General features: G+C 72.8%; 15 protein-coding genes. 8 read left to right on the forward strand and 7 right to left on the reverse strand.

What is annotated here, in order from left to right:
• Positions 1-37: 37 nt before the first annotated feature.
• From nadA to G472_RS0108940, 4 genes are read left to right on the forward strand one after another with little or no spacing between them, the layout of a single operon-like run.
• The gene (nadA, locus tag G472_RS0108925; RefSeq protein WP_245593436.1) at positions 38-1,066 is read left to right on the forward strand and encodes a quinolinate synthase NadA; all 1,029 of its coding nucleotides are present in this window, start codon (positions 38-40) and stop codon (positions 1,064-1,066) included.
• A gap of 26 nt (positions 1,067-1,092) precedes the next feature.
• Entirely contained in the window at positions 1,093-2,724 is a 1,632-nt protein-coding gene (locus tag G472_RS0108930; protein ID WP_035691655.1) for an L-aspartate oxidase, read from the forward strand.
• Positions 2,709-3,542 (forward strand): carboxylating nicotinate-nucleotide diphosphorylase, encoded by an 834-nt coding sequence (nadC, locus tag G472_RS39740; protein WP_029008110.1) that lies wholly within the window; start codon positions 2,709-2,711, stop codon positions 3,540-3,542. Before G472_RS0108930 ends, nadC begins: the two co-directional genes overlap by 16 nt.
• Before the next feature lie 47 nt (positions 3,543-3,589).
• Entirely contained in the window at positions 3,590-3,841 is a 252-nt protein-coding gene (locus G472_RS0108940) for a hypothetical protein (protein ID WP_029008111.1), read from the forward strand.
• Between the two features lie 135 nt (positions 3,842-3,976).
• Here the strand turns inward: G472_RS0108940 and ccoG are convergent, their stop codons facing one another.
• On the reverse strand, positions 3,977-5,521 hold the full coding sequence (ccoG, locus tag G472_RS32100) for a cytochrome c oxidase accessory protein CcoG (RefSeq protein ID WP_084536535.1): 1,545 nt from the start codon (positions 5,519-5,521) through the stop codon (positions 3,977-3,979).
• A 131-nt stretch (positions 5,522-5,652) separates the two neighbouring features.
• Positions 5,653-6,198 carry an HD domain-containing protein gene (locus G472_RS0108950; protein WP_029008112.1) on the reverse strand — a complete coding sequence of 182 codons (546 nt, stop codon included), beginning with the start codon at positions 6,196-6,198 and terminating at the stop codon, positions 5,653-5,655.
• A gap of 148 nt (positions 6,199-6,346) precedes the next feature.
• On the opposite strand from G472_RS0108950, the gene G472_RS0108955 reads away from it, so the two are divergent.
• Positions 6,347-7,537 (forward strand): vWA domain-containing protein, encoded by a 1,191-nt coding sequence (locus tag G472_RS0108955; RefSeq protein ID WP_029008113.1) that lies wholly within the window; start codon positions 6,347-6,349, stop codon positions 7,535-7,537.
• On the opposite strand, the gene G472_RS36925 is transcribed toward G472_RS0108955, so the two are convergent.
• Positions 7,534-10,248: a serine/threonine-protein kinase gene (locus tag G472_RS36925; RefSeq protein ID WP_051340599.1), complete on the reverse strand. Its 2,715-nt coding sequence runs from the start codon at positions 10,246-10,248 to the stop codon at positions 7,534-7,536. The genes G472_RS0108955 and G472_RS36925 overlap by 4 nt on opposite strands.
• A gap of 203 nt (positions 10,249-10,451) precedes the next feature.
• Here G472_RS36925 and G472_RS0108965 point away from each other — a divergent pair, with 203 nt between their 5' ends.
• Both G472_RS0108965 and G472_RS0108970 read left to right on the forward strand, forming a co-directional pair.
• The gene (locus G472_RS0108965; RefSeq protein ID WP_029008114.1) at positions 10,452-11,351 is read left to right on the forward strand and encodes an aldose 1-epimerase; all 900 of its coding nucleotides are present in this window, start codon (positions 10,452-10,454) and stop codon (positions 11,349-11,351) included.
• Between the two features lie 4 nt (positions 11,352-11,355).
• Complete coding sequence (locus G472_RS0108970) at positions 11,356-13,518, forward strand: O-linked N-acetylglucosamine transferase, SPINDLY family protein (protein WP_029008115.1); 2,163 nt, start codon at positions 11,356-11,358, stop codon at positions 13,516-13,518.
• A gap of 13 nt (positions 13,519-13,531) precedes the next feature.
• On the opposite strand, the gene G472_RS0108975 is transcribed toward G472_RS0108970, so the two are convergent.
• Both G472_RS0108975 and G472_RS38775 read right to left on the reverse strand, forming a co-directional pair.
• Positions 13,532-14,107 carry a hypothetical protein gene (locus G472_RS0108975; protein WP_029008116.1) on the reverse strand — a complete coding sequence of 192 codons (576 nt, stop codon included), beginning with the start codon at positions 14,105-14,107 and terminating at the stop codon, positions 13,532-13,534.
• Between the two features lie 135 nt (positions 14,108-14,242).
• The gene (locus tag G472_RS38775) at positions 14,243-14,566 is read right to left on the reverse strand and encodes a hypothetical protein (RefSeq protein WP_035691656.1); all 324 of its coding nucleotides are present in this window, start codon (positions 14,564-14,566) and stop codon (positions 14,243-14,245) included.
• Between the two features lie 141 nt (positions 14,567-14,707).
• Here G472_RS38775 and G472_RS0108985 point away from each other — a divergent pair, with 141 nt between their 5' ends.
• Positions 14,708-15,133, forward strand: coding sequence for a hypothetical protein (locus G472_RS0108985; protein ID WP_051340600.1), 426 nt, complete (start codon positions 14,708-14,710; stop codon positions 15,131-15,133).
• 12 nt (positions 15,134-15,145) lie between these two features.
• Here G472_RS0108985 and G472_RS0108990 read toward each other — a convergent pair whose 3' ends face one another.
• Entirely contained in the window at positions 15,146-16,507 is a 1,362-nt protein-coding gene (locus G472_RS0108990) for an HlyD family type I secretion periplasmic adaptor subunit (protein WP_051340601.1), read from the reverse strand.
• Entirely contained in the window at positions 16,480-18,678 is a 2,199-nt protein-coding gene (locus G472_RS0108995; RefSeq protein WP_211100163.1) for a peptidase domain-containing ABC transporter, read from the reverse strand. The genes G472_RS0108990 and G472_RS0108995 overlap by 28 nt, the downstream gene beginning before the upstream one ends.
• Between the last annotated feature and the right edge of the window lie 83 nt (positions 18,679-18,761).

Below are 18,761 nucleotides of genomic sequence, written 5' to 3' on the forward strand. Positions count from 1 at the left end.
TTGAGCAATAACGCTTCCACTCATGCGGAGCATATCCATGGACAGCGCGATGCCCCGCGCGGACGCCGCCGGGCTGGCCTACACCGACGAGGTCCGGCGCGCCACGGCGCCGGTCTACGAGCGCATGAAGCGCGTGATCCCGGAGATCGAGTGGCCGTTCCACGCGCCGCTGGTCCACGCCATCACCGCGCTGAAGCGGGAGCGCAACGCCGTCGTCCTGGCCCACAACTACCAGACGCCGGAGATCTTCCACGGCGTCTCCGATATCGTCGGCGACAGCCTGGCGCTGGCCGCCCGCGCCGCCGAGTCCGACGCCGACGTGATCGTCATGGCCGGCGTCCACTTCATGGCGGAGACGGCCAAGCTGCTGAACCCGTCGAAGACGGTGCTGATCCCCGACGCCGCCGCCGGCTGCTCCCTGGCCGAATCGATCACCGCCGCCGACGTGCGGCTGCTGCGCGAAGCCTATCCCGGCGTTCCCATCGTCGCCTACGTCAACACCTCCGCCGCGGTGAAGGCGGAGGTGGACATCTGCTGCACCTCCGGCAACGCGGTGGAAGTGGTGGAGAGCCTGGGCGTGCCGCGCGTGATCATGCTGCCCGACGAGTACCTGGCAAAGTACGTGGCCACGCAGACCGACGTGGAGATCATCGCCTGGAAGGGCCATTGCGAGGTGCACGAGCGCTTCACCGGCGCCGAGATCGCGGAGTTCCGCAGCCGCTTCGACGATCTGGTGGTCATCGCCCACCCGGAATGCCCGCCCGACGTGCTGGCCGCCGCCGACTTCGTCGGCTCCACCGCGCGCATGATCGACATGATCGAGCGGACGCGCCCGCCGCGCGTCTTCATGGTCACCGAATGCTCCATGAGCGACAACATCGCCGCCGCCGTGCCGGAGACGGAGTTCGTGCGGCCCTGCAACCTGTGCCCGCACATGAAGCGCATCACGCTGGCCGCCATCCACCGGGCGCTGGTCACCCTGGAGCCGCGCGTGGAGATCGCGCCGGATCTGGCGGACCGCGCCCGCCTCTCGGTGGAGCGCATGCTGGCGGTGAAGCCCCGTTGATCCCCACGGCCCCGGGAGGGCTTGCCATGTTCACCATGCGCGACGCCGGGGTGCTGGTGGTCGGGTCCGGCCTGGCCGGACTGACGGTCGCCCTGCACCTCGCCGACCGGCCGGGCATCGGCCCCGTCGTCCTGCTGACCAAGACCGACGATCTGCCGGGCGGGTCCAGCCTCTACGCCCAGGGGGGCATCGCCGCGGCGCTGGCCCCGGACGACACGCCCGACGCCCACGCCGCCGACACGGTGGCCGCCGGAGCCGGCTTCGTCGATCCGGCCATGGCCGGGCTGCTGGCCCGCGAGGGGGCGGCGCGGGTGGCCGAGCTGCTGGCCGCCGGCCTGCCCTTCGACCGCGGCGCCGACGGGCGGCCGCTGCTGGGGCGCGAGGCGGCCCATGGTGCGGCGCGCATCGTCCACGCCGGCGGCGACGCCACCGGCCGCACGCTGGTGGAGGCGCTGGCGGCCCGGGTGCGCGCCACCCCCGCCATCGCGGTGGAGACGGGCGCCTTCGCCACCGACCTGGTGGTCCGCGCCGGCCGCGTCTGCGGCCTGCTGGCCCGCCACCGCGACGGCTGGGTGTTCCACCGCAGCCCGCGGGTGGTGCTGGCCACCGGCGGCATCGGCGCCGCCTTCGCCCGCACCACGAACCCGGTGGAGGCGACCGGCGACGGGCTGGCTCTGGCGGCCCGCGCCGGCGCCCTGCTGGGGGACGTGGAGTTCGTGCAGTTCCACCCCACGGCGCTGGCCGCGGACACCGGCGACGGGCCGGCGCCGCTGCTGACCGAGGCGCTGCGCGGTGCCGGTGCCCGGCTGCTCGACCGTCACGGCCGCCGCTTCATGGCCGACGAGCACCCGCTGGCCGAACTGGCGCCGCGCGACGTGGTGGCCCGCGCCATCGGCCGCCGCGTCGCCGCCGGAGAGCCGGTGCTGCTCGACCTGCGCCCGGCCCTGGCGGCGAAGCCCGACGGCTTCCCCACGGTGCTCGCCCTGTGCGCCGCCGCCGGCTTCGACCCTCTGGCCGCGCCGGTGCCGGTGGCCCCCGCCGCCCATTACCACATGGGCGGCGTGTGGACCGACGCCCACGGCCGCACCTCGCTGGGCGGCCTGTGGGCCTGCGGCGAGGTGGCCTGCACCGGCGTCCACGGCGCCAACCGGCTGGCCAGCAACTCCCTGCTGGAGACGCTGGTGTTCGGCGCCCGCGTCGCCCGTGACGCCGCCGCCTGCGACGCTCCCGCCCCGGTCCCCGTCGCCCTGCCCGAGCCGCCGGCGGTTCCCGGCGACGGGGACGGCGCGGCGATCGCCGGCATCGTCGCCGCGGCGCGCCGCAGCCTTTACGACGCGGCCGGGCTGGTGCGCGACGGCGACGGGCTGGAGCGCGGCCGCCGCCGCCTCGACCGTCTCGACGCCGAACTGGAGGCGCTGCCCGCCGGCGACGCCGGGCAAGTGGCGGTGCGCCGCTGGGGCGAGGCGCGCAACCTGCTGCTTGCCGCCCGCCTGGTGGTCCACGCGGCCGCCCTGCGGCGCGAGAGCCGCGGCGCCCATAGCCGCAGCGATTACCCGGCCACGGACCCCGCGGCCGTCCGCCACTTCTTCACCCTCGACGCGCTGGCCGGGGAGCCGGCCGGGCGCGCGACCGGAGACGCCGCATGCTTCAGCCTTTGATGTACGAGTCCATCGTCCGCGCCACGCTGCTGGAGGATCTGGGCCGCGCCGGCGACGTGACCACGGACTCCATCGTCCCGGCCGGCGCGGTGGCGACCGCCCGCCTGTCGGCCCGCAAGGACGGCCGGGTGGCCGGGCTGGAGGTGGCCCTGTCCGCCTTCCGCCTGCTCGACCCCGCCATGGAAGCGGTGGTGGAGCACGGCGACGGCGCCGACGTTCCGGCCGGCGGCTGCATCGCCACCCTGCGCGGCAGCGCCCGGGCCCTGCTGACGGCGGAGCGCACGGCGCTGAACCTCATGGGCCGCATGGCGGGCATTGCCACGGCGACGCGCACCCTGGTGCGCGCCGTCGACGGGACGCGGGCGCGCATCGTCTGCACCCGCAAGACCACGCCCGGCCTGCGGGTGCTGGAGAAGGCGGCGGTGCGCCTGGGCGGCGGGTCCAACCACCGCTTCGGCCTGGACGACGCGGTGCTGATCAAGGACAACCACATCGCCATCGCCGGCGGTATCCGCCCGGCGGTGGAGCGCGCCCGCGCCGCCATCGGCCACATGGTCAAGGTGGAGGTGGAGGTGGACACGCTGGACCAGCTTCGCGAACTGCTGGAGCTGCCGGTGGACGCCGTGCTGCTCGACAACATGGACCCGGACACCCTGCGCCGGGCGGTGGAACTGGTGGACGGCCGCCTGCTGACCGAGGCGTCGGGCACGGTGACCCTGGCCACCGTCCGCCCCATCGCCGAGGCGGGCGTCGACATGATCTCCTGCGGCTGGCTCACCCACAGCGCGCCGACCCTGGACATCGGGTTGGACATGTAGCGCACCGCCCACCATGTCCCGTCTCCCGGGCGGAAGGGAGGCGGCGGATGCGGTGGGTCTACGTGTTCCTGGCGGTGAGCACCGCGCTGACCGGCGTGGCGCTGGCATCCCTGTGGATGCTGGAGGGCGACGGCTTCGGTCTCGGTCTGCACGGGGTGCTGGCGCTGGTGCTGGGGATCGTGCTGACGGCCGCGCTCGCCGTCGGCCTGATGGCGCTGATGTTCCACAGCGCCCGCAGCGGCCATGACGACACCGCCGCCGCCCCGCCCCCGGAGGAGCGAGGCGATGAGCGGCGGTGACAGGTGCCGGTCATACGCGGTCAGGAAAATCCTGACCGCTGCGTTCAAACGCCACGCAGGCTTCGGCCCTATCGGGCCGCGGCCGCCGTCGCGGCCGATACCGGGTTCGGACGTCAGGACTTACCGAACCCGGTATCAGGGCGCCATGAACACGCTGGGGTGCGATCCCACCTCACCGGTGGCCAGGTCCTCCACCGCGAAGGTCACGTCGGTGGAGCCACTCGCCGCCGTGCCCGGCGGCACGCGCACGAAGACGCGGTAGGTCGCCACGGAGTCCGCGTCGGCCGGGGCGATCAGGGCGGCACCGCCCTGCATGCCCGGCACCGCCGCCGACAGCTCCGCCGCCTCCAGCCCCTCCACCGTCAGGCGGTACTCCCGGGGCTGGTGGGTCTTGTTGAGAATCTTCAGCGTGTACGCGTTCTGCACGTCGCCCGTGGACATCACCACGTACAGGGGTGCCCGGTCGCGCAGCACGTTGACCTCCACCGAGGGGCGCAACGCCAGGGCGATCACCATCAAACCGGCCACCGTCACCATGATCAGCGAATAGATGATGGTGCGCGGCCGCAGGATGCGCACCGGCGCCGCGTCGCCGCGGGCCCGCGCCACCTGGTTGGTTTGGGTGTCGAAGCGGATGAGGTTGCCGGGAAGGCCGACCTGGCGCATCACCTCGTTGCAGGCGTCCACGCACAGGCCGCAGCCGATGCAGGAGATCTGCTGGCCCTTGCGGATGTCGGTGCCGGTCGGGCAGACGTGGACGCACAGCTTGCAGTCGATGCAGTCGCCCCAGCCCTGCGCCCGCCGCTCCTCCGCGGTCTGCGACTTGTGCAGGGGGTGGCGGTTCTCGCCGCGCCAGTCCTCGTAGGTGACGACGAAGCTGTCCTCGTCCAGCATGGCCGACTGGTAGCTGCGCCACGGGCAGACGTAGATGCAGATCTGCTCGCGCGCCCACCCCGCGAAGAAATAGGTGGTCGCGGTGAACAGGCCGGCGAAGGCCACCACCCGCCACGACACCTCCGCCGTCACGATCTCGTGCAGCAGCGTCGGCGCGTCGTTGAAGTAGAAGATCCAGGCGCCGCCGGTGACCAGGGCGATGGCCAGCCAGGCCGCGTGCTTGGCGACCTTCTTCAGCGCCTTGGCGGCGGTCCAGGGGGCCTTGTCCAGGCGGATGCGCTCCGACCGGTTGCCCTCGATCCTGCGCTCCACCCACATGTACAGGTCGGTCCACACCGTCTGCGGGCAGGCGTAGCCGCACCACACGCGTCCGAACAGGGTGGTGGCCAGGAAGATCGCGAAGGCGCCGATGATCAGCAGGCCCGTCAGGAAATAGACCTCCTGCGGCCAGATCTCGATGGTGAAGAAGTAGGCGCGGCGGCCGACCATGTCGACCAGCACGGCCTGGTCGGGAATGCCGGGACCGCGGTCCCAGCGCAGCCAGGGGGTGACGTAGTAGACGGCCAGCAGCAGGCCCAGAACGGCCCATTTCAGGCGGCGGAAGACGCCGCGGACGTCGGCGGGGTAGACCTTGGGCCGGTTGACGTACCAGTGCCGCCCCGGCTCCTCGCCGCCGGCGTCGGAGCCGCGGGAGCCGCCGGGGCGCGCCGGCGCCGGGTGGGCGGGCGGTGCGGGTGTGACCGCGCGAGGGGAAACGGGGTTGGGGGTGTGGGTCGTCAGGGACATGGCTGCCTCGTGCCTTCGCGGCTCGAATCACCCGGTGGATGCGTGTCCCTTTTCCCATACGGCGTTCGTGAAACCGGCGCACTGCGGTTGGTCAATGGCGGCCGCAGAGGCCGCCGCGGCACGGTGCCGCATCAGCCGCCGCGCAGGTCCTCCAGCCCCCGGCGGTGGGCCTCGTCGAACTGCGCCTCCAGGATCTCGCTGGTGCCGCGCAGCCCCTCGACGACGGCGGCGGCCCATTCGAAGTACTCGATCTTGCGGGCCTGGCTCCAGTTGGCCGGCGGGCTCACCGCCATGGAGCGCAGGTTGCTGATCTTGTCCGCCAGCTTCACCAGCTTGGCCGGGCGCGACACCCGCGGGGCATGATCGATCTGGCGCTGCTTGCGCTCGCCCTTGGGCAGGCGCTTGTCGTCGGTGACCTCGACGACAATGGCGGCGATGGCGGGGCCGAAGCTCTCCTCGATCTCTTCGCGGGTGGCGTCGGTGTCCTCCAGCGTGTCGTGGAGCAGGGCGGCGATGACCGCGTCCGGCTCATCACCGCCGGTCGCCTCGGCGACCAGGCGCGCCACCTCCGCGAGATGGTTCACGTAGGGCTCGGCCCGCAGCCCCTTGCGGCGCTGGTCGATGTGCTTGTGCGCCGCGAAATCCAGGGCGCGGGTAAACTCGATCAATGCGTTCAACAACTCCTCCGTCGATCGCCCCTCTGCGGGCCGGGTTGGCCGCGGCCGGCCCCGGTGGACAACGCCATACGGTGAACATACGATGGCCGCGGCGCTCCGCCACCCCGGAGCCGCCGTCCCGACCGCAGAGATGGGCCCGCACCGCCCCATGTTCACCACCTTCTTCTTCGAGCTGCGCCAGGCCGGCGTGCCCGTCTCGCTCAAGGAATACCTGATGCTGATGGAGGCCATGAAGCGTGGCCTGGCGGCGTACCGGGTGGAGGACTTCTATTACCTGTCGCGGTCCTGCCTGGTGAAGGACGAGCGCAACCTCGACCGCTTCGATCGGGTCTTCGGCCGGGTGTTCAAGGGGCTTGCCGGCAGCCCCGAAGCGGGCGAGGAGATCCCCGTCGTCGACCTGCCCGAGGAGTGGCTGCGCAAGCTGGCCGAGCGCGTCCTGACCGAGGAGGAAAAGGCGCAGGTCGCGGCCATGGGCGGCTGGAAGGCGCTGATGGAGACGCTGGCGCGGCGCCTGGCCGAACAGAAGGGGCGCCACCAGGGCGGCTCCAAATGGATCGGCACCGCCGGCACCTCTCCCTTCGGCGCTTACGGTTACAACCCCGAGGGCGTGCGCATCGGCCAGGCGGAGTCCCGTCACCGCCGCGCCGTCAAGGTCTGGGACCAGCGGGAGTTCCGCAACCTCGACGACACGGTGGAACTGGGCACCCGCAACATCAAGGTGGCGCTGCGCCGCCTGCGCCGCTTCGCCCGCCAGGGTGCGGCCAGCGAACTGGACCTGCCCGGCACCATCCGCGCCACCGCGCAGAACGCCGGCTGGCTGGACCTGAAGATGGTGCCGGAGCGGCACAACGCCGTGAAGGTGCTGCTGTTCCTCGACATCGGCGGCTCCATGGACGACCACGTGCGCCTGTGCGAGGAGCTGTTCTCCGCCGTCCGCAGCGAGTTCAAGCACCTGGAGCACTATTACTTCCACAACTGCGTCTATGAAGCCGTCTGGCGCGACAACCGCCGTCGCCATGCGGAGCGCATCTCCACCCTGGACGTGCTGCACACCTACCCCGCCGATTACAAGCTGGTCTTCGTCGGCGACGCGGCCATGAGCCCCTACGAGATCGTCTACGCCGGCGGCAGCGTCGAGCACTGGAACGAGGAGCCCGGCCAGGTGTGGCTGCAACGCCTGCTGGACGTCTATTCCAGGGCGGTGTGGCTGAACCCCGTGCCGGACTCCCGCTGGGGCTACACGGAAAGCACCCGCATCCTGCAACGGCTGATGGACGGCCGCATGTATCCCCTGACGCTCGACGGGCTGGACCGCGCGACGCGGGAACTGATGCGCTAGCGAACCGCCTCGTCCCGTTCGCCCATGGCGGCGCCGAACGCCTTGATCAGGCTGCGCACGCTCTGCGGCCGGTCCTGCCAGCGCATGGCCAGCCCGCTCATCAGCACCTTTTCGAAGGCCGGCGGGACGCCGGACACCAGTTCCGACGGGCCCGGCACCGTGTCCTCCATGAAGCGGGCGGTGGCGTCGGGGGGCGGCTTGCCGACGATGGCGCAGTACATGGTGGCGCACAGGGCGTAGATGTCGGTCCAGGGGCCCTGGCGGCCGTCCCTGGAATACTGCTCCGGCGGTGCGTAGCCCGGCTTCAGGATGACGGTCAGGTTCGCTTCCTGGCGTGCGGCATGGCGGGCGGCGCCGAAATCCAGCAGCTTGCGCTCGCCGGCGGTGGTCAGGAAGATGTTGTCGGGGCTGATGTCGCGGTGGACCAGCCCGTGGTCGTGGACCGCCTGCAACGCCCGCATGATCGGCGTCAGCACGCCGAGCGTGCGCCGGCAGTCGAGCTTGCCGCCGGACTCGGCGATGAAGCGCTTCATGGTGCGGCCGTCCAGCAGCTCCATGACCAGATAGGCGGTGGCGTTCTCCTCGAAGAAGTCCTGGACGCCGACGATCTCCTTGACCTCGCGCAGGCGGGCCAGAAGGCGGGCCTCCTCCAGGAACTTGCGCAGCCCGGCGGCGAAGCCCTTGCCGTGTTCGTCGGAAAAGGGAACCACGCCGGGGTCGCCGGGAAGGCGGGCGATCAGGTTGGTCGGGTAGTATTCCTTGATGGCCACCTTGACGTGCAGCCGCTCGTCCCAGCCCAGATAGGTCGCCCCGAACCCGCCCTGGCCGAGGACCCGGCCGATGCGGTAGCGCCCCTGCAACAGCGCCCCCGGCATCAGATGGATGCCCGGACGGTTGTCGGTGCGCGCCGGATAGCCGCACGCCCGGCAGACCGGCGCGCCGGCGAATCCGGGCTCGAAACAGGCGGGACAGCGCCCGTCGCCCGCAGATGCGGCGGCCGGCACGGCGGGAAGGAGCGCCACGGCGCCCGCCGGCTCCCGGCGGACGGGCGCCTGTACCGTCGGCGCGGTCGGCACCGTCGGGGAGCAGGGCGTCACCGGAATGGCCGCGGCGGCCGGCACCGGGGCGGGCGTGGGGGCGGGCAGCAGAGCCGGCGGCGGCACCGGCGCGGCGCGGCCGCCGCCGGCGGGGGCACCCTGGCGCAGGCGATCGAGCAGGGCGTAGAGTCGTCGCACCTCCGCCTGGGCCAGGTCGTTGCCATTGCGCTCGGCCAGGTCGGCCTGGAACTGCGGCTGCTTCACGATCTCCATGATGTGCTGACGCAGGACCGGCAGCGCCCCCTCCTCCCGCACCAGGCCCGAGACGGCCAGCTCCGCCAGGCGGATGATGCGCCGGCGCAGCACCGGCTCCTGCGCACGCAGGCCGTGGGTCAGCCGGCCGCGCCGGGCGAAATCGTCCACCAGCCCGGCCAGCCGCGCCGCCAACCGCGGCCGCGCCTCCGCCGGCAGGCCGGAGGCGGCGATGGCCTCCACCGCGCCGGCCACGCTGCGGGCCAGGGAGGAGGCGTCGGCGGTGCGGAGCACCATGTTCTCCACCAGCAGCTCGTTGCCCAGCGCGGCGTCCAGGGCGTCGACGATCTCCCCCAGGTGACGCTCCGCCGCCTGCGCGGTGGACACGGCGCACAGGTAATGGACGCGGCAGAACAGGTCGCCGATCGTCTCCGCCAGGCCGGGGATGGAGCGGCGGAAGGCGCTGGCCCCGCCCTGCTCCAGCCGGCGCGAGAAGCGGATCGTCAGCGCCTCGGCCATCGCCCCGTCGCCGACCACGCCGTTGCGGGTGACCACATGACCGATGATGCCCTTGAACAGGTCGGCCTCGTCCTTCGGCTGTCCGCGCCCCAGCGGCTGCGGCGACCGCAGCGTGCGGCGGATGCGGTCGAGCACGGCGTCGCGCGCCTGCGGCAGCCGGCCCTGCCGGAACAGGGCGTTCAGCTCCCCCGCCCGGTCCGGCCCGAGGGCCGATCCCGAGGCGGTGGCACCCAGCATCATCTCGCACAGGCTCAGCGCCAGGGCGCCGGGCGCCGGCGAGCCGCCGCACAGCTCCTCCGCCGCACCGGTCGCCCCCAGCAGATCGGCGATCACGCCGTCGGCCGCCTGCGCCAGACGGTCGTCCCGGTCCCACCGGAAGACGCCGAGCAGCCGGTCGAGCTTGGACAGCCAGGTGCGTTGCTCCGCCAGCTCCCGGGACAGGGCGACGCGGATGTCGTACGCGGCGTCGCCGGTCGGCGTCTTGTCCGCGGGCAGGGCCAGCACGGTTTCCACCGGTGGCCGGGCGCGCGGCAGGGCCGCGAAGGCGCTGTGGGCGGCGGACGCCCTGGCGTAGGTCTCGGCCACCGCGTTGCGGATAGCGGCGCGCCGGGATGCCTGGTCATGGCCGGGGGTGCGCGCCTGCACCATGGCCACGCGTGCTGTCGCGTTCTCCACCAGTTGCCCGTGCTCCATCAGCACCTTGAGCGGGCTGGCGAGGTGGATGATCTCGGTGGCGGTCAGGACCACGGAGTCCAGATACGGGCGCAGCACGATCCCCAGCACGAGCCGCCCCGGCAGCCCGTGGAAGTCCGCCGGCGTCCGGCAGATCACCGCCTCGTCGACGGTGCCCGGCCCGGTGGGTGCGGCGGCGGCGGGTTTGCGGGAAAACGCCCTGGGCTCCATCTCGCGAACGCGCACTCCTCGGCGTGAATCGAACCGCACTTTGGCGCAAAGGCGGTAAACCCTCCGTTTATAGACACCGCACCGTGCCGAAGGAAAACACCTTTTCGCCACCGGGTCGCGACTGTTGCGCCGCACCCCTTCCATTCCCGGCGCCGCTGTGCGATACCGGCCCGGACGCCATTTTGGACTGCCGCCGGAGCGCCATGCCCGAACGCCCCGACACGGTCGTGCTCCGCCACGGCGACCTGGAAACCGTCGTCTGCCCTGCCGTCGGCGGCTCGCTTGGGCGCCTGACCCTGCACACGCCGGCCGGCCCGGTGGAGCTGATGCGGCCCACGCCGCCCAACCTTCTGGGCGCGGGCTGCGCCACCGACCACGCCTGCTTTCCGCTGGTCCCCTTTTCCAACCGCGTTGCCGGCGGCCGTTTCCGGTTCGCCGACCGGGCGGTGGTGCTGCCGCTCAACCGTCCGGGCTGCCCCCACGCCATCCACGGCCACGCCTGGCAGGCGCCCTGGACGGTGGAGGAGCGGACGCCCGACCGTGTGCGCCTCACCTTCCGCCACGGTGCCGATGCCTGGCCGTGGAGCTACGCCGCGGTCCAGACCTTCGTTCTGAGCCCCGACCGGCTGACGGTCGACCTGGAACTGGTGAACGAAAGCCCGTCGGCGATGCCCGCCGGCTTCGGGCTGCACCCCTACCTGCCCAAGCCGCCCGGCACGGTGCTGACGGCCGCCGTCGACGGGGTGTGGCTGACCGACGTCACCCTGCTGCCGGCGGAACGGGTGCCGGTGCCCGAAGGCTGGCGGTTTGCCGGCGGAACGGTGCTGGACGACGTCGTCGTGGACAACGGCTTCACCGGCTGGAACGGCCGCGCCGCTCTCGACTGGCCGGCCGCCGGCCGTCGCCTGGTGATGGAGGCGCAGGGGCCGTTCGGCCATCTGGTGGTCTACGCCCCGCGCGGCGAGGACTACGTCTGCATCGAGCCGGTGACCCACATGACCGATGCCGTGAACCACCCCGGAGAGCCCGACGGCGGCGTGGTGCCGCTGGAGCCGGGAGAGCGGCTGACCGGCCGCGTCACCTTCCGCACCGAACCGCTGTAGGCCGATGGCGACGGTGCAGGAGGCGCTGGCCACGGCGCTGACCCACCACCGGGCCGGCCGCACGGCGCAGGCGGAGGCGCTGTACCGCGCCGTGCTCGACGCGGTGCCCGGCCACGCCGACGCCCGCCACCTGCTGGGCGTCGCCCGGCTCCAGTCCGGCCACCCCGGCGAGGCGGCGGAGCACATCGCCGCCGCCATCGCCCTGGACGGCGGCGTCGCCGACTACCACGACAATCTGGGAAGCGCCCTGCGCGCGCTGGGCCGGGCGGAGGAAGCGGTGGCGGCCCACCGCCGCGCCCTGGCCCTGCGCCGCGACTTCCCGCAGGCCCTGTTCAACCTGGGCAACGCGCTGGACACCCTGGGCCGCACGTCAGAGGCGGCGGAGAGCTACCGCCGGGCGGTGCGGCTCAACCCCGGCTACGCCAAGGCCCATTTCAACCTGGGCAATGCCCTGGCGGCGCTCGACCGCGTGACGGAGGCGGAAGCGGCCTACCGGGCGGCGCTGGCCGCCGACCCCGGCTTCGTGGAAGCGCGCGTCAACCTGGCGGCGCGCCGGCTGGCGCGGGGCGCCGCGGCGGACGCCGACCGCCTGCTGCGCCCGGCGCTGGCCCTGCGTCCCGACCACGCCACAGCGCTGGCCAACCGCGCCGCCGTGCTGATCGAGACCGGCACCGCGGCGCCGGCCGCCACGCTCGCCCGCCGTGCCGTCGCGGCCGCGCCCGATCTGGCGGAGGCGCGCGTGCGGCTGGGCGATGCGCTGGTGCGCCTCAACCGGCCGGCCGAGGCGGCCGGCGCCTACGCCGCGGCCGCGGCGCTGCGTCCCGATCTGCCCGAAGCCTGGTCCAACCTGGCGTTCGTGCGGCAGACGCAGGGCGACCTCGACGCCGCGGAGGCCGGCTATCGCCGCGCCCTGGCGGTGCGGCCGGACCTGGCGGAGGTGCGCTCCAACCTCGCCTATCTCGATCTGTTCCGGCCGGGCGTCACGCTGGCCGGCGTGCTGGCGGCGCACCGCGCCTGGGACGCCGTGCACGGCGCGCCGCTGCGCCAGCCCCGGCGCGGGCGCGCGGCAGCCGCGGACGCCCGCCGGCCCCTGCGGGTCGGCATCGTCTCCGGCGATTTCCGCCGCCATCCCGCCGGCAGCTTCACGGTGCGGGTGGCGGAAGCGCTGCCGGCCGAGGGCGTGCGGCTGCTGCTCTACGCCAACCAGCGCGAGGCGGACGACCTCACGGCCCGCTTCCGCGCCGCGGCGGAGCGCTGGGTGGAGGTGGCCGGTCTGTCCGACGCCGAACTGGCGGCGCGCATCCGCGCCGACGGGGTGGACGTGCTGATCGACCTGGCCGGGCACAACGCCCGCGGGCGCCTCGGCGTGTTCGCGCGGCGGGCGGCCCCGGTGCAGGTGGCCTGGGCAGGCTACATGGCGACCACCGGGCTGGCCACCATGGACGCGCTGGTCGCCGACCGCTTCCACGTGCCGGAGGGGGCGGAGGCCTTCTACACCGAGCGCATCCTGCGCATGCCCGACGCCTTCATCGCCTACGACCCGCCGGCGGACGCGCCGGAGCCCGGCCCGCCCCCCTGCCTCGGCGGGGCGCCGATCACCTTCGGGGCGTTCAACATCCTGACCAAGATGGGGCCGCCGGTGGTGGCCTGCTGGGCCGCCCTGCTGAACCGGGTTCCCGGCTCCCGCCTGCTGATGAAGACCAAGGCGCTGTCCTGCCCGGTCACCGCCGCAGCGGTGCGGGCGCGGTTCGCGGCCGCCGGCGTCGATCCGGCCCGGCTGGAGCTGGCGGGCGCCACCTCCGCGGCGGAGCACATGGCGTGGTGCCGGCGGGTGGACGTGGCGCTGGACCCGTTTCCCTTCGCCGGCTCGACCACGACGCTGGAAACCCTGTGGATGGGCGTGCCGGTGGTCACCCTGCCGGGAGAAACCTTTTCCTCCCGCCACTCCCTGGCGTTCCTGTCGGTGCTGGGCCTGGACGAGTGCGTGGCCGCGGACGCCGACGACTACGTCGCCCGCGCCGCCGCCCTGGCCGGCGACCCCGGCCGGTTGGCGGAGTGGCGCACCACCCTGCGCGCCCGCATGGCGGCCGGCCCGCTGTGCGACGGCCCCCGCCTTGCCCGCGCCCTGGGCGCGGCGCTGCGGGCGGAGGTGGCGCGCGGAGGATAGGTATCCGGCGGGATCAGCCCCGCCGCCCGCCGGTGGCGGCCAGATACTGGGCAGCGGCGCGCAACAGGAACTCCACCACCGCGAGATCGCCGGCCGAGCGGTCCGGGCCGCCCAGACGCCGTTCACGCTCGGCCTCCGTCAGGGCGGCGGCCAGCACCTCGGCGGTGAGGGCGGCACGGCGCTCTCCGGCGGGCTTGCCCGCCAGCCGCTCCATCTGTCCGGCGCAGGCGGCGTCGATGGCCACCAGATCGGGCAGGTCCGCCGCGAGATAGGCAGCCTCGCCGTCAGGCGGCGGCGCCCCCGTGTGGGAGCGGGCGAGCAGCGCCGTCTCCACCGTCTGGCGGAACACCGTGCCGCGCCCGCCGGCGCGCCGGCGCAGGCGCAGGGCCATCATGGAGAAGAGCTGGGCCACGGCCTCGGCCCGGTCGGCCGGCACCTCGTCGACGATGTCGAGGATTTCCGCGCTGATGGCGTTGCGGGGCTCCACCCCGGGGCGCGCCACCGACGTGGCGAACACCGCGGTCAGCGTGCGCAGGGCGTCCGCCTGCTCGTCCGGCGTGATCCGGCCGAGTTCATCATGGTCGAACATGGGCGCCTCCCGTCTTCGGCCTCCGGATGGAGACCTTCCCTGAAGATGGCGCCGGCCGGGCCGCCGGGAAACCGCCCGCATGGCGTACGCAGGCGGGGGCAGCGCGGCCCCCGCCCGCACGGGCCGTCTCTTATATCAGGTGCCGCCGGTCATGCCGGGGCCGGTGCCCTCCGCCGGGCCGGGCAGCGAACCGGGACCGAAGCCGCCGGCACCCGCACCGCCGGCACCGGTGCCCTGACCCTGGAAGGTTCCCGCCCCCTCCGGCGACGGCGCGGTGTGCACCCCGTCTTCCCCGACGCCGCCGTACCAGTCGTCATCGCGGCAGGCGGGATCGCTCATGCCCGGCGGGCAGGCGGTGACCGCCGGACCGGTGGCCTCGGGACCGATGCCATCCTGAGCGCAAGCGGCAACGGCAAACAGGGCCAGCAGCGACGCGCCGGCAAGGATCGTGCGATTCATGGTTGGGTTCCTTTGGATGGTCCGGATTTCCATCCCCAACAGGCGCAGCCCGCGGTTCGTCGCGCGGCCCCCTTCCGCCGGCCGGACGCGGACGCTAAAGTTGCCGCCCGTCGTGACACCCAACCGCGGAGACCGCCGCCGATGAACCGTCCCGCCGCTGGCCTCGCCGCTGGCCCCGCCGCCGCCGGGAACGCGCTGCGCGCCCTTCTGGACACCTATCTGCGCTGCCCGGCCGAGCCGGTCCTGAACGACCTGCAGCAGGCCCTGCGCACCTACCAGACCGAGTGGATCCGCGCCCGCGCCGGGGCCGACGCCCCCGCCCCCGCCGAGCCGGCGAAAGCCGGCGTGCCCAAGGCGCGCTTCAAGGTGACGGGCGAGGATCGCGCCGTGCTGGAACGCCTGGCCGAGGGGTGGGAACCCACCACCGCAGAGGTGCGGCGGTGGGCCTGGTTCGAGGACCGCGAACTGGTGCGCCTGATGCCCAACCCGGCCGGCACCGGCCCGGAGGTCCTGCGTCTCGCCCCCGGCGGCTGGCACGCCATCGGCCGCCTGCCGCCGGAGGCGTGAAGGCTCCGCCGCTCAGGGCTCGCGGATGCTCTCGTCCAGGCCGCGCATCAGCGGGTAGAGGAAGTAGCTGAGCACGGTGCGCTTGCCGACCGAGATCTCGGCCGACAGGGTCATGCCCGGCAGCAGGCGCGTGCCGTCGCTGATCCCGCGCAGCTCCATCTGCCCCATGTCGAGGCGGCCCATGTAGTACGCCTCGCTGCCCTGTTCGGGGCCGGCGCGTTCGCGCGCGAAGGCATCCTCGCTGATGGTGCGCAGGGAGGCGGACACCGTCCCGTGCTTCTGGAAGGGGAAGGCGTCGATCTTGATGCGGGCCGGATCGCCGGCGCGCAGATAGCCGACGTCGCGGGCCTCGATCTGCACCTCCGCCTCCAACGGCGCGTCCAGCGGCACCAGGGTGACCAGCGGTTCCGCCTCGCGGACCACCGATCCGAGCGACCGCTTGGCCACCTCCAGCACAACCGCGTCGGACGGGGCGGTCATCACCACCAGTTCCGACCGACGCTCGGCCTTGGCAAGCTGTTCGGACAGGCCGTCGCGCTCGCGCTTGGCGGTCACCAGTTCCTCCAGCGCCTTCTGTTGCCAGTCCTGTTCGAAGGAGCGCCGCTCCGCCTCCACGACGGCCAGCTCCTGGCGCAGCTCGAACTCCTTGTTGAGGGCGCGCTGCAACTCCTGCTCCACGGTCAGCCGCTGCTCGCGGCTTTCCAGCATCAGCAGGCGGGAGCCGGTCTGGCGCTGGTGCAGCTCCTCGCGCATGCGCTCCACCTCGACCATGGCCTTGACGCGCTCCTTCAGCACGGCCTGGTCGCGGGTGTTGCTGTTCTGCAGGGCGTTGATGCGGCCGACGTTCTCGTCGAACAGGGTCAGCTTGGCCCGGCGGAACTGCTGACGCTCGCGGAACAGGGCCTGCTGAAGGCGCTCGTCCGGAGTCTCTCCCGTCAGGTCGCTCCCGTCGGCGCGCGCCAGCTCCGCCTCCAGGCGGCGGATCTGGGCGTCCAGGCTGTTGAGCCGGGTGCGGAGCTGCGTCACGTCGGCGGTGGTGAAGGTGGAGTCCAGCAACACCAGCGTGTCGCCCTTGCGCACCACCTCGCCCACCTTGACCTCGATGGCGCGCACGACGGCCGTCTCCAGGGGCTGGATGACGATGGTCGCCGGGGTGGTCACCAGCTTGCCCCGCGCGGTCACCACCCGGTCGATCTCGGACACGGCGGCCCACACCACCAGCGCCACGATCAGGGCCACCAGGGAGTGCAGGATGAGGCGGGCCGCACGGGGCAGCGGCCGCTCTTCTATGGCGTCGGCATCGGACAGGAATTCCAGCTCGAGATCGCCGGGCTTCGCGGGCCGTTTCAGCCGTTGCGGTTCTGTTGGTCCCATAGGTGCCTGTAAATCGAGCAGCGGGTGAGGAGGTCGGCGTGCCGGCCCTGGTCGGCGATGCGTCCGCCTTCCAGCACGACGATGGTGTCGGCACCGGCGATGGTGGACAGGCGGTGCGACACGATCAGCACCGTGCGACCGGCGGAGATCGCCGCGAGGTTGTCGAGGAAGATCGCCTCGCTGTCGGGGTCGAGGGCGCTGGTCGCCTCGTCGAGGATCAGGATGCGGGGGCGCGGCAGCAGGGCGCGGGCGATGGCGAGGCGCTGGCGCTGGCCGCCCGACAGGTTGGCCGCCCCTTCCTCGATCAGCGTTTCATAACCCTGGGGCAGCTTCTCGATGAATTCGTCGGCACCGGCCAGACGGGCGGCGGCCACCACCTCCTCGAACGGCGCGTCGGGACGGGTGACCGCGATGTTCTCGCGCACCGTGCCGCGGAACAGGAAGTTCTCCTGCAACACGATGCCCAGCGAGCGGCGCAGGTGGGGCAGGTCGATCTCGCGGATGTCGATGCCGTCGAACCGCACCACACCCTGCTGCACCGGGTAGAGCCCCTGAACGAGCCGCGTAAGCGTCGTCTTGCCCGACCCGGAGCGGCCGACGATGCCCACCACCGAGCCGGGCTCGATGGACAGGCTGACCGAGTCCAGGGCCGGGGTCGGATGGTCGCCGTAGCGGAAGCTGACCCGGTCGAAGGCGACGCCGCCCTTGAGCCGGGGTGTCAGTCCGGCCTGGCCGGCGCGGCGCTCCGGCGGGCGGCCCATCACCTCGGCCAGCATGCGCACCGACAGGGCCGTCTCCTGGTACTCCTGCACCAGGGATACCACCTGGACGAGCGGACCGACGACGCGTCCGGCCAGCATCTGGAAGGCGATCAGGGCGCCGACGGTGAGCGACTGGTCGAACACGTCCTGCGCCCCCAGCGCCACCACCGCCACCAGCATCAGCCGTTCCAGCAGGTGGGTGACCGACTGGGCGCCGTTGGAGATCTGGCCGACGCTCAGGTGCAGCTCCACCGCGCGCGCCGTGCGGTTGTCCCACTTGCGGCGCTGCACCGGCTCGATGGCCGAGGTCTTGACCGTGCGCATGCCCTGGATCGTCTCCACAAGCATGCCCTGGCGCTGCGCCTCGGCGTCGTACAACGCCTGCAGGCGGCGGCGGAAGGGGCCGATCAGGGCGATCACCACCGCGGCGATCAGCAGGCCGAACACCAGCACCACCGCCGCCAGCTTGCCCGAATAGAGCAGCAGGACGGGGACGAAGACCAACAGGGCCGTGCAGTCCAGCGCCGTCAGGAACAGCCGCCCCGTCAGGAACTGGCGGATCTTCTCCACCTGCTGCATGTGGCGCACGGTGACGCCGGCGGTGGTGGATTCGAAATAGCCGATGGGCAGCGCCAGCAGATGGCTGAAGGTGCGGCGCGACAGGCGCATGTCGATGCGGTTGGTGGCGGCCAGCAGCAGGTAGCGGCGCAGGAAGCCGAACACCGCTTCGAAGGCCAGGGCGCCGCTGACGCCGGCGGCCAGCACCCACAGGGTGGCCGAGGCGTGATGGACCAGCACCTTGTCGATGACGAGCTGGAAGAAGATCGGCACCGCCAGCCCCAGGAGGTGCAGCACGATGGCGGCGATGGCGATGTCGCGGAAGGCGCTCTTCTGCCGCAGGATCTCCGGCACGAACCAGGCCAGGCCAAAGGGCTGGTTCTCGTCGGTGATCTTGTGCACGCGCTTGAGAAGGATGATCTCCCCGGCCCACTGGGCGCAGAACTGGTCCTTCTCCAGGAAGAAGATGGCGCGCTTGTCGGCCAGGGGATCGAGGACGCCGATCTTCACCGTGCCCTGCTGCTGCGACGGCCCGACCACCACCACCGTGTTGCCGTTGGCCAGGCGCGCCAGCACCGGAAACACCTTGCCCAGGGAGACCAGCTTCTCCCACGTCATGGTGGCGGACCTGGCCTTGAGGCCCAGAGCTGCCGCGATCTTCAGAACCACCCGCGTCGGCGGTTCGACCGGCGGCAGGACGTAGTCGTGCACCAGGCGATCGACGGTGGTGGAGATGCCGTGGTGTCCGGCCACCGCCACCAGACATTGCAGGGCGCTGTGAGCGGGACGGGCCAGTTCCTCGACCGACGGCGCCGGCGCCTCGGGGGCCTCCACGACGTTGCTGTCCACCATGACCTCGGACCGGTTTCTTTGCACACGGGCGTACGTGGCCCGATGCGCCCCCTTCTACCGGCTATTTCGGTCGTGCACACGGC

Source organism: Azospirillum halopraeferens DSM 3675 (assembly GCF_000429625.1).
GTDB classification, from domain to species: domain Bacteria; phylum Pseudomonadota; class Alphaproteobacteria; order Azospirillales; family Azospirillaceae; genus Azospirillum; species Azospirillum halopraeferens.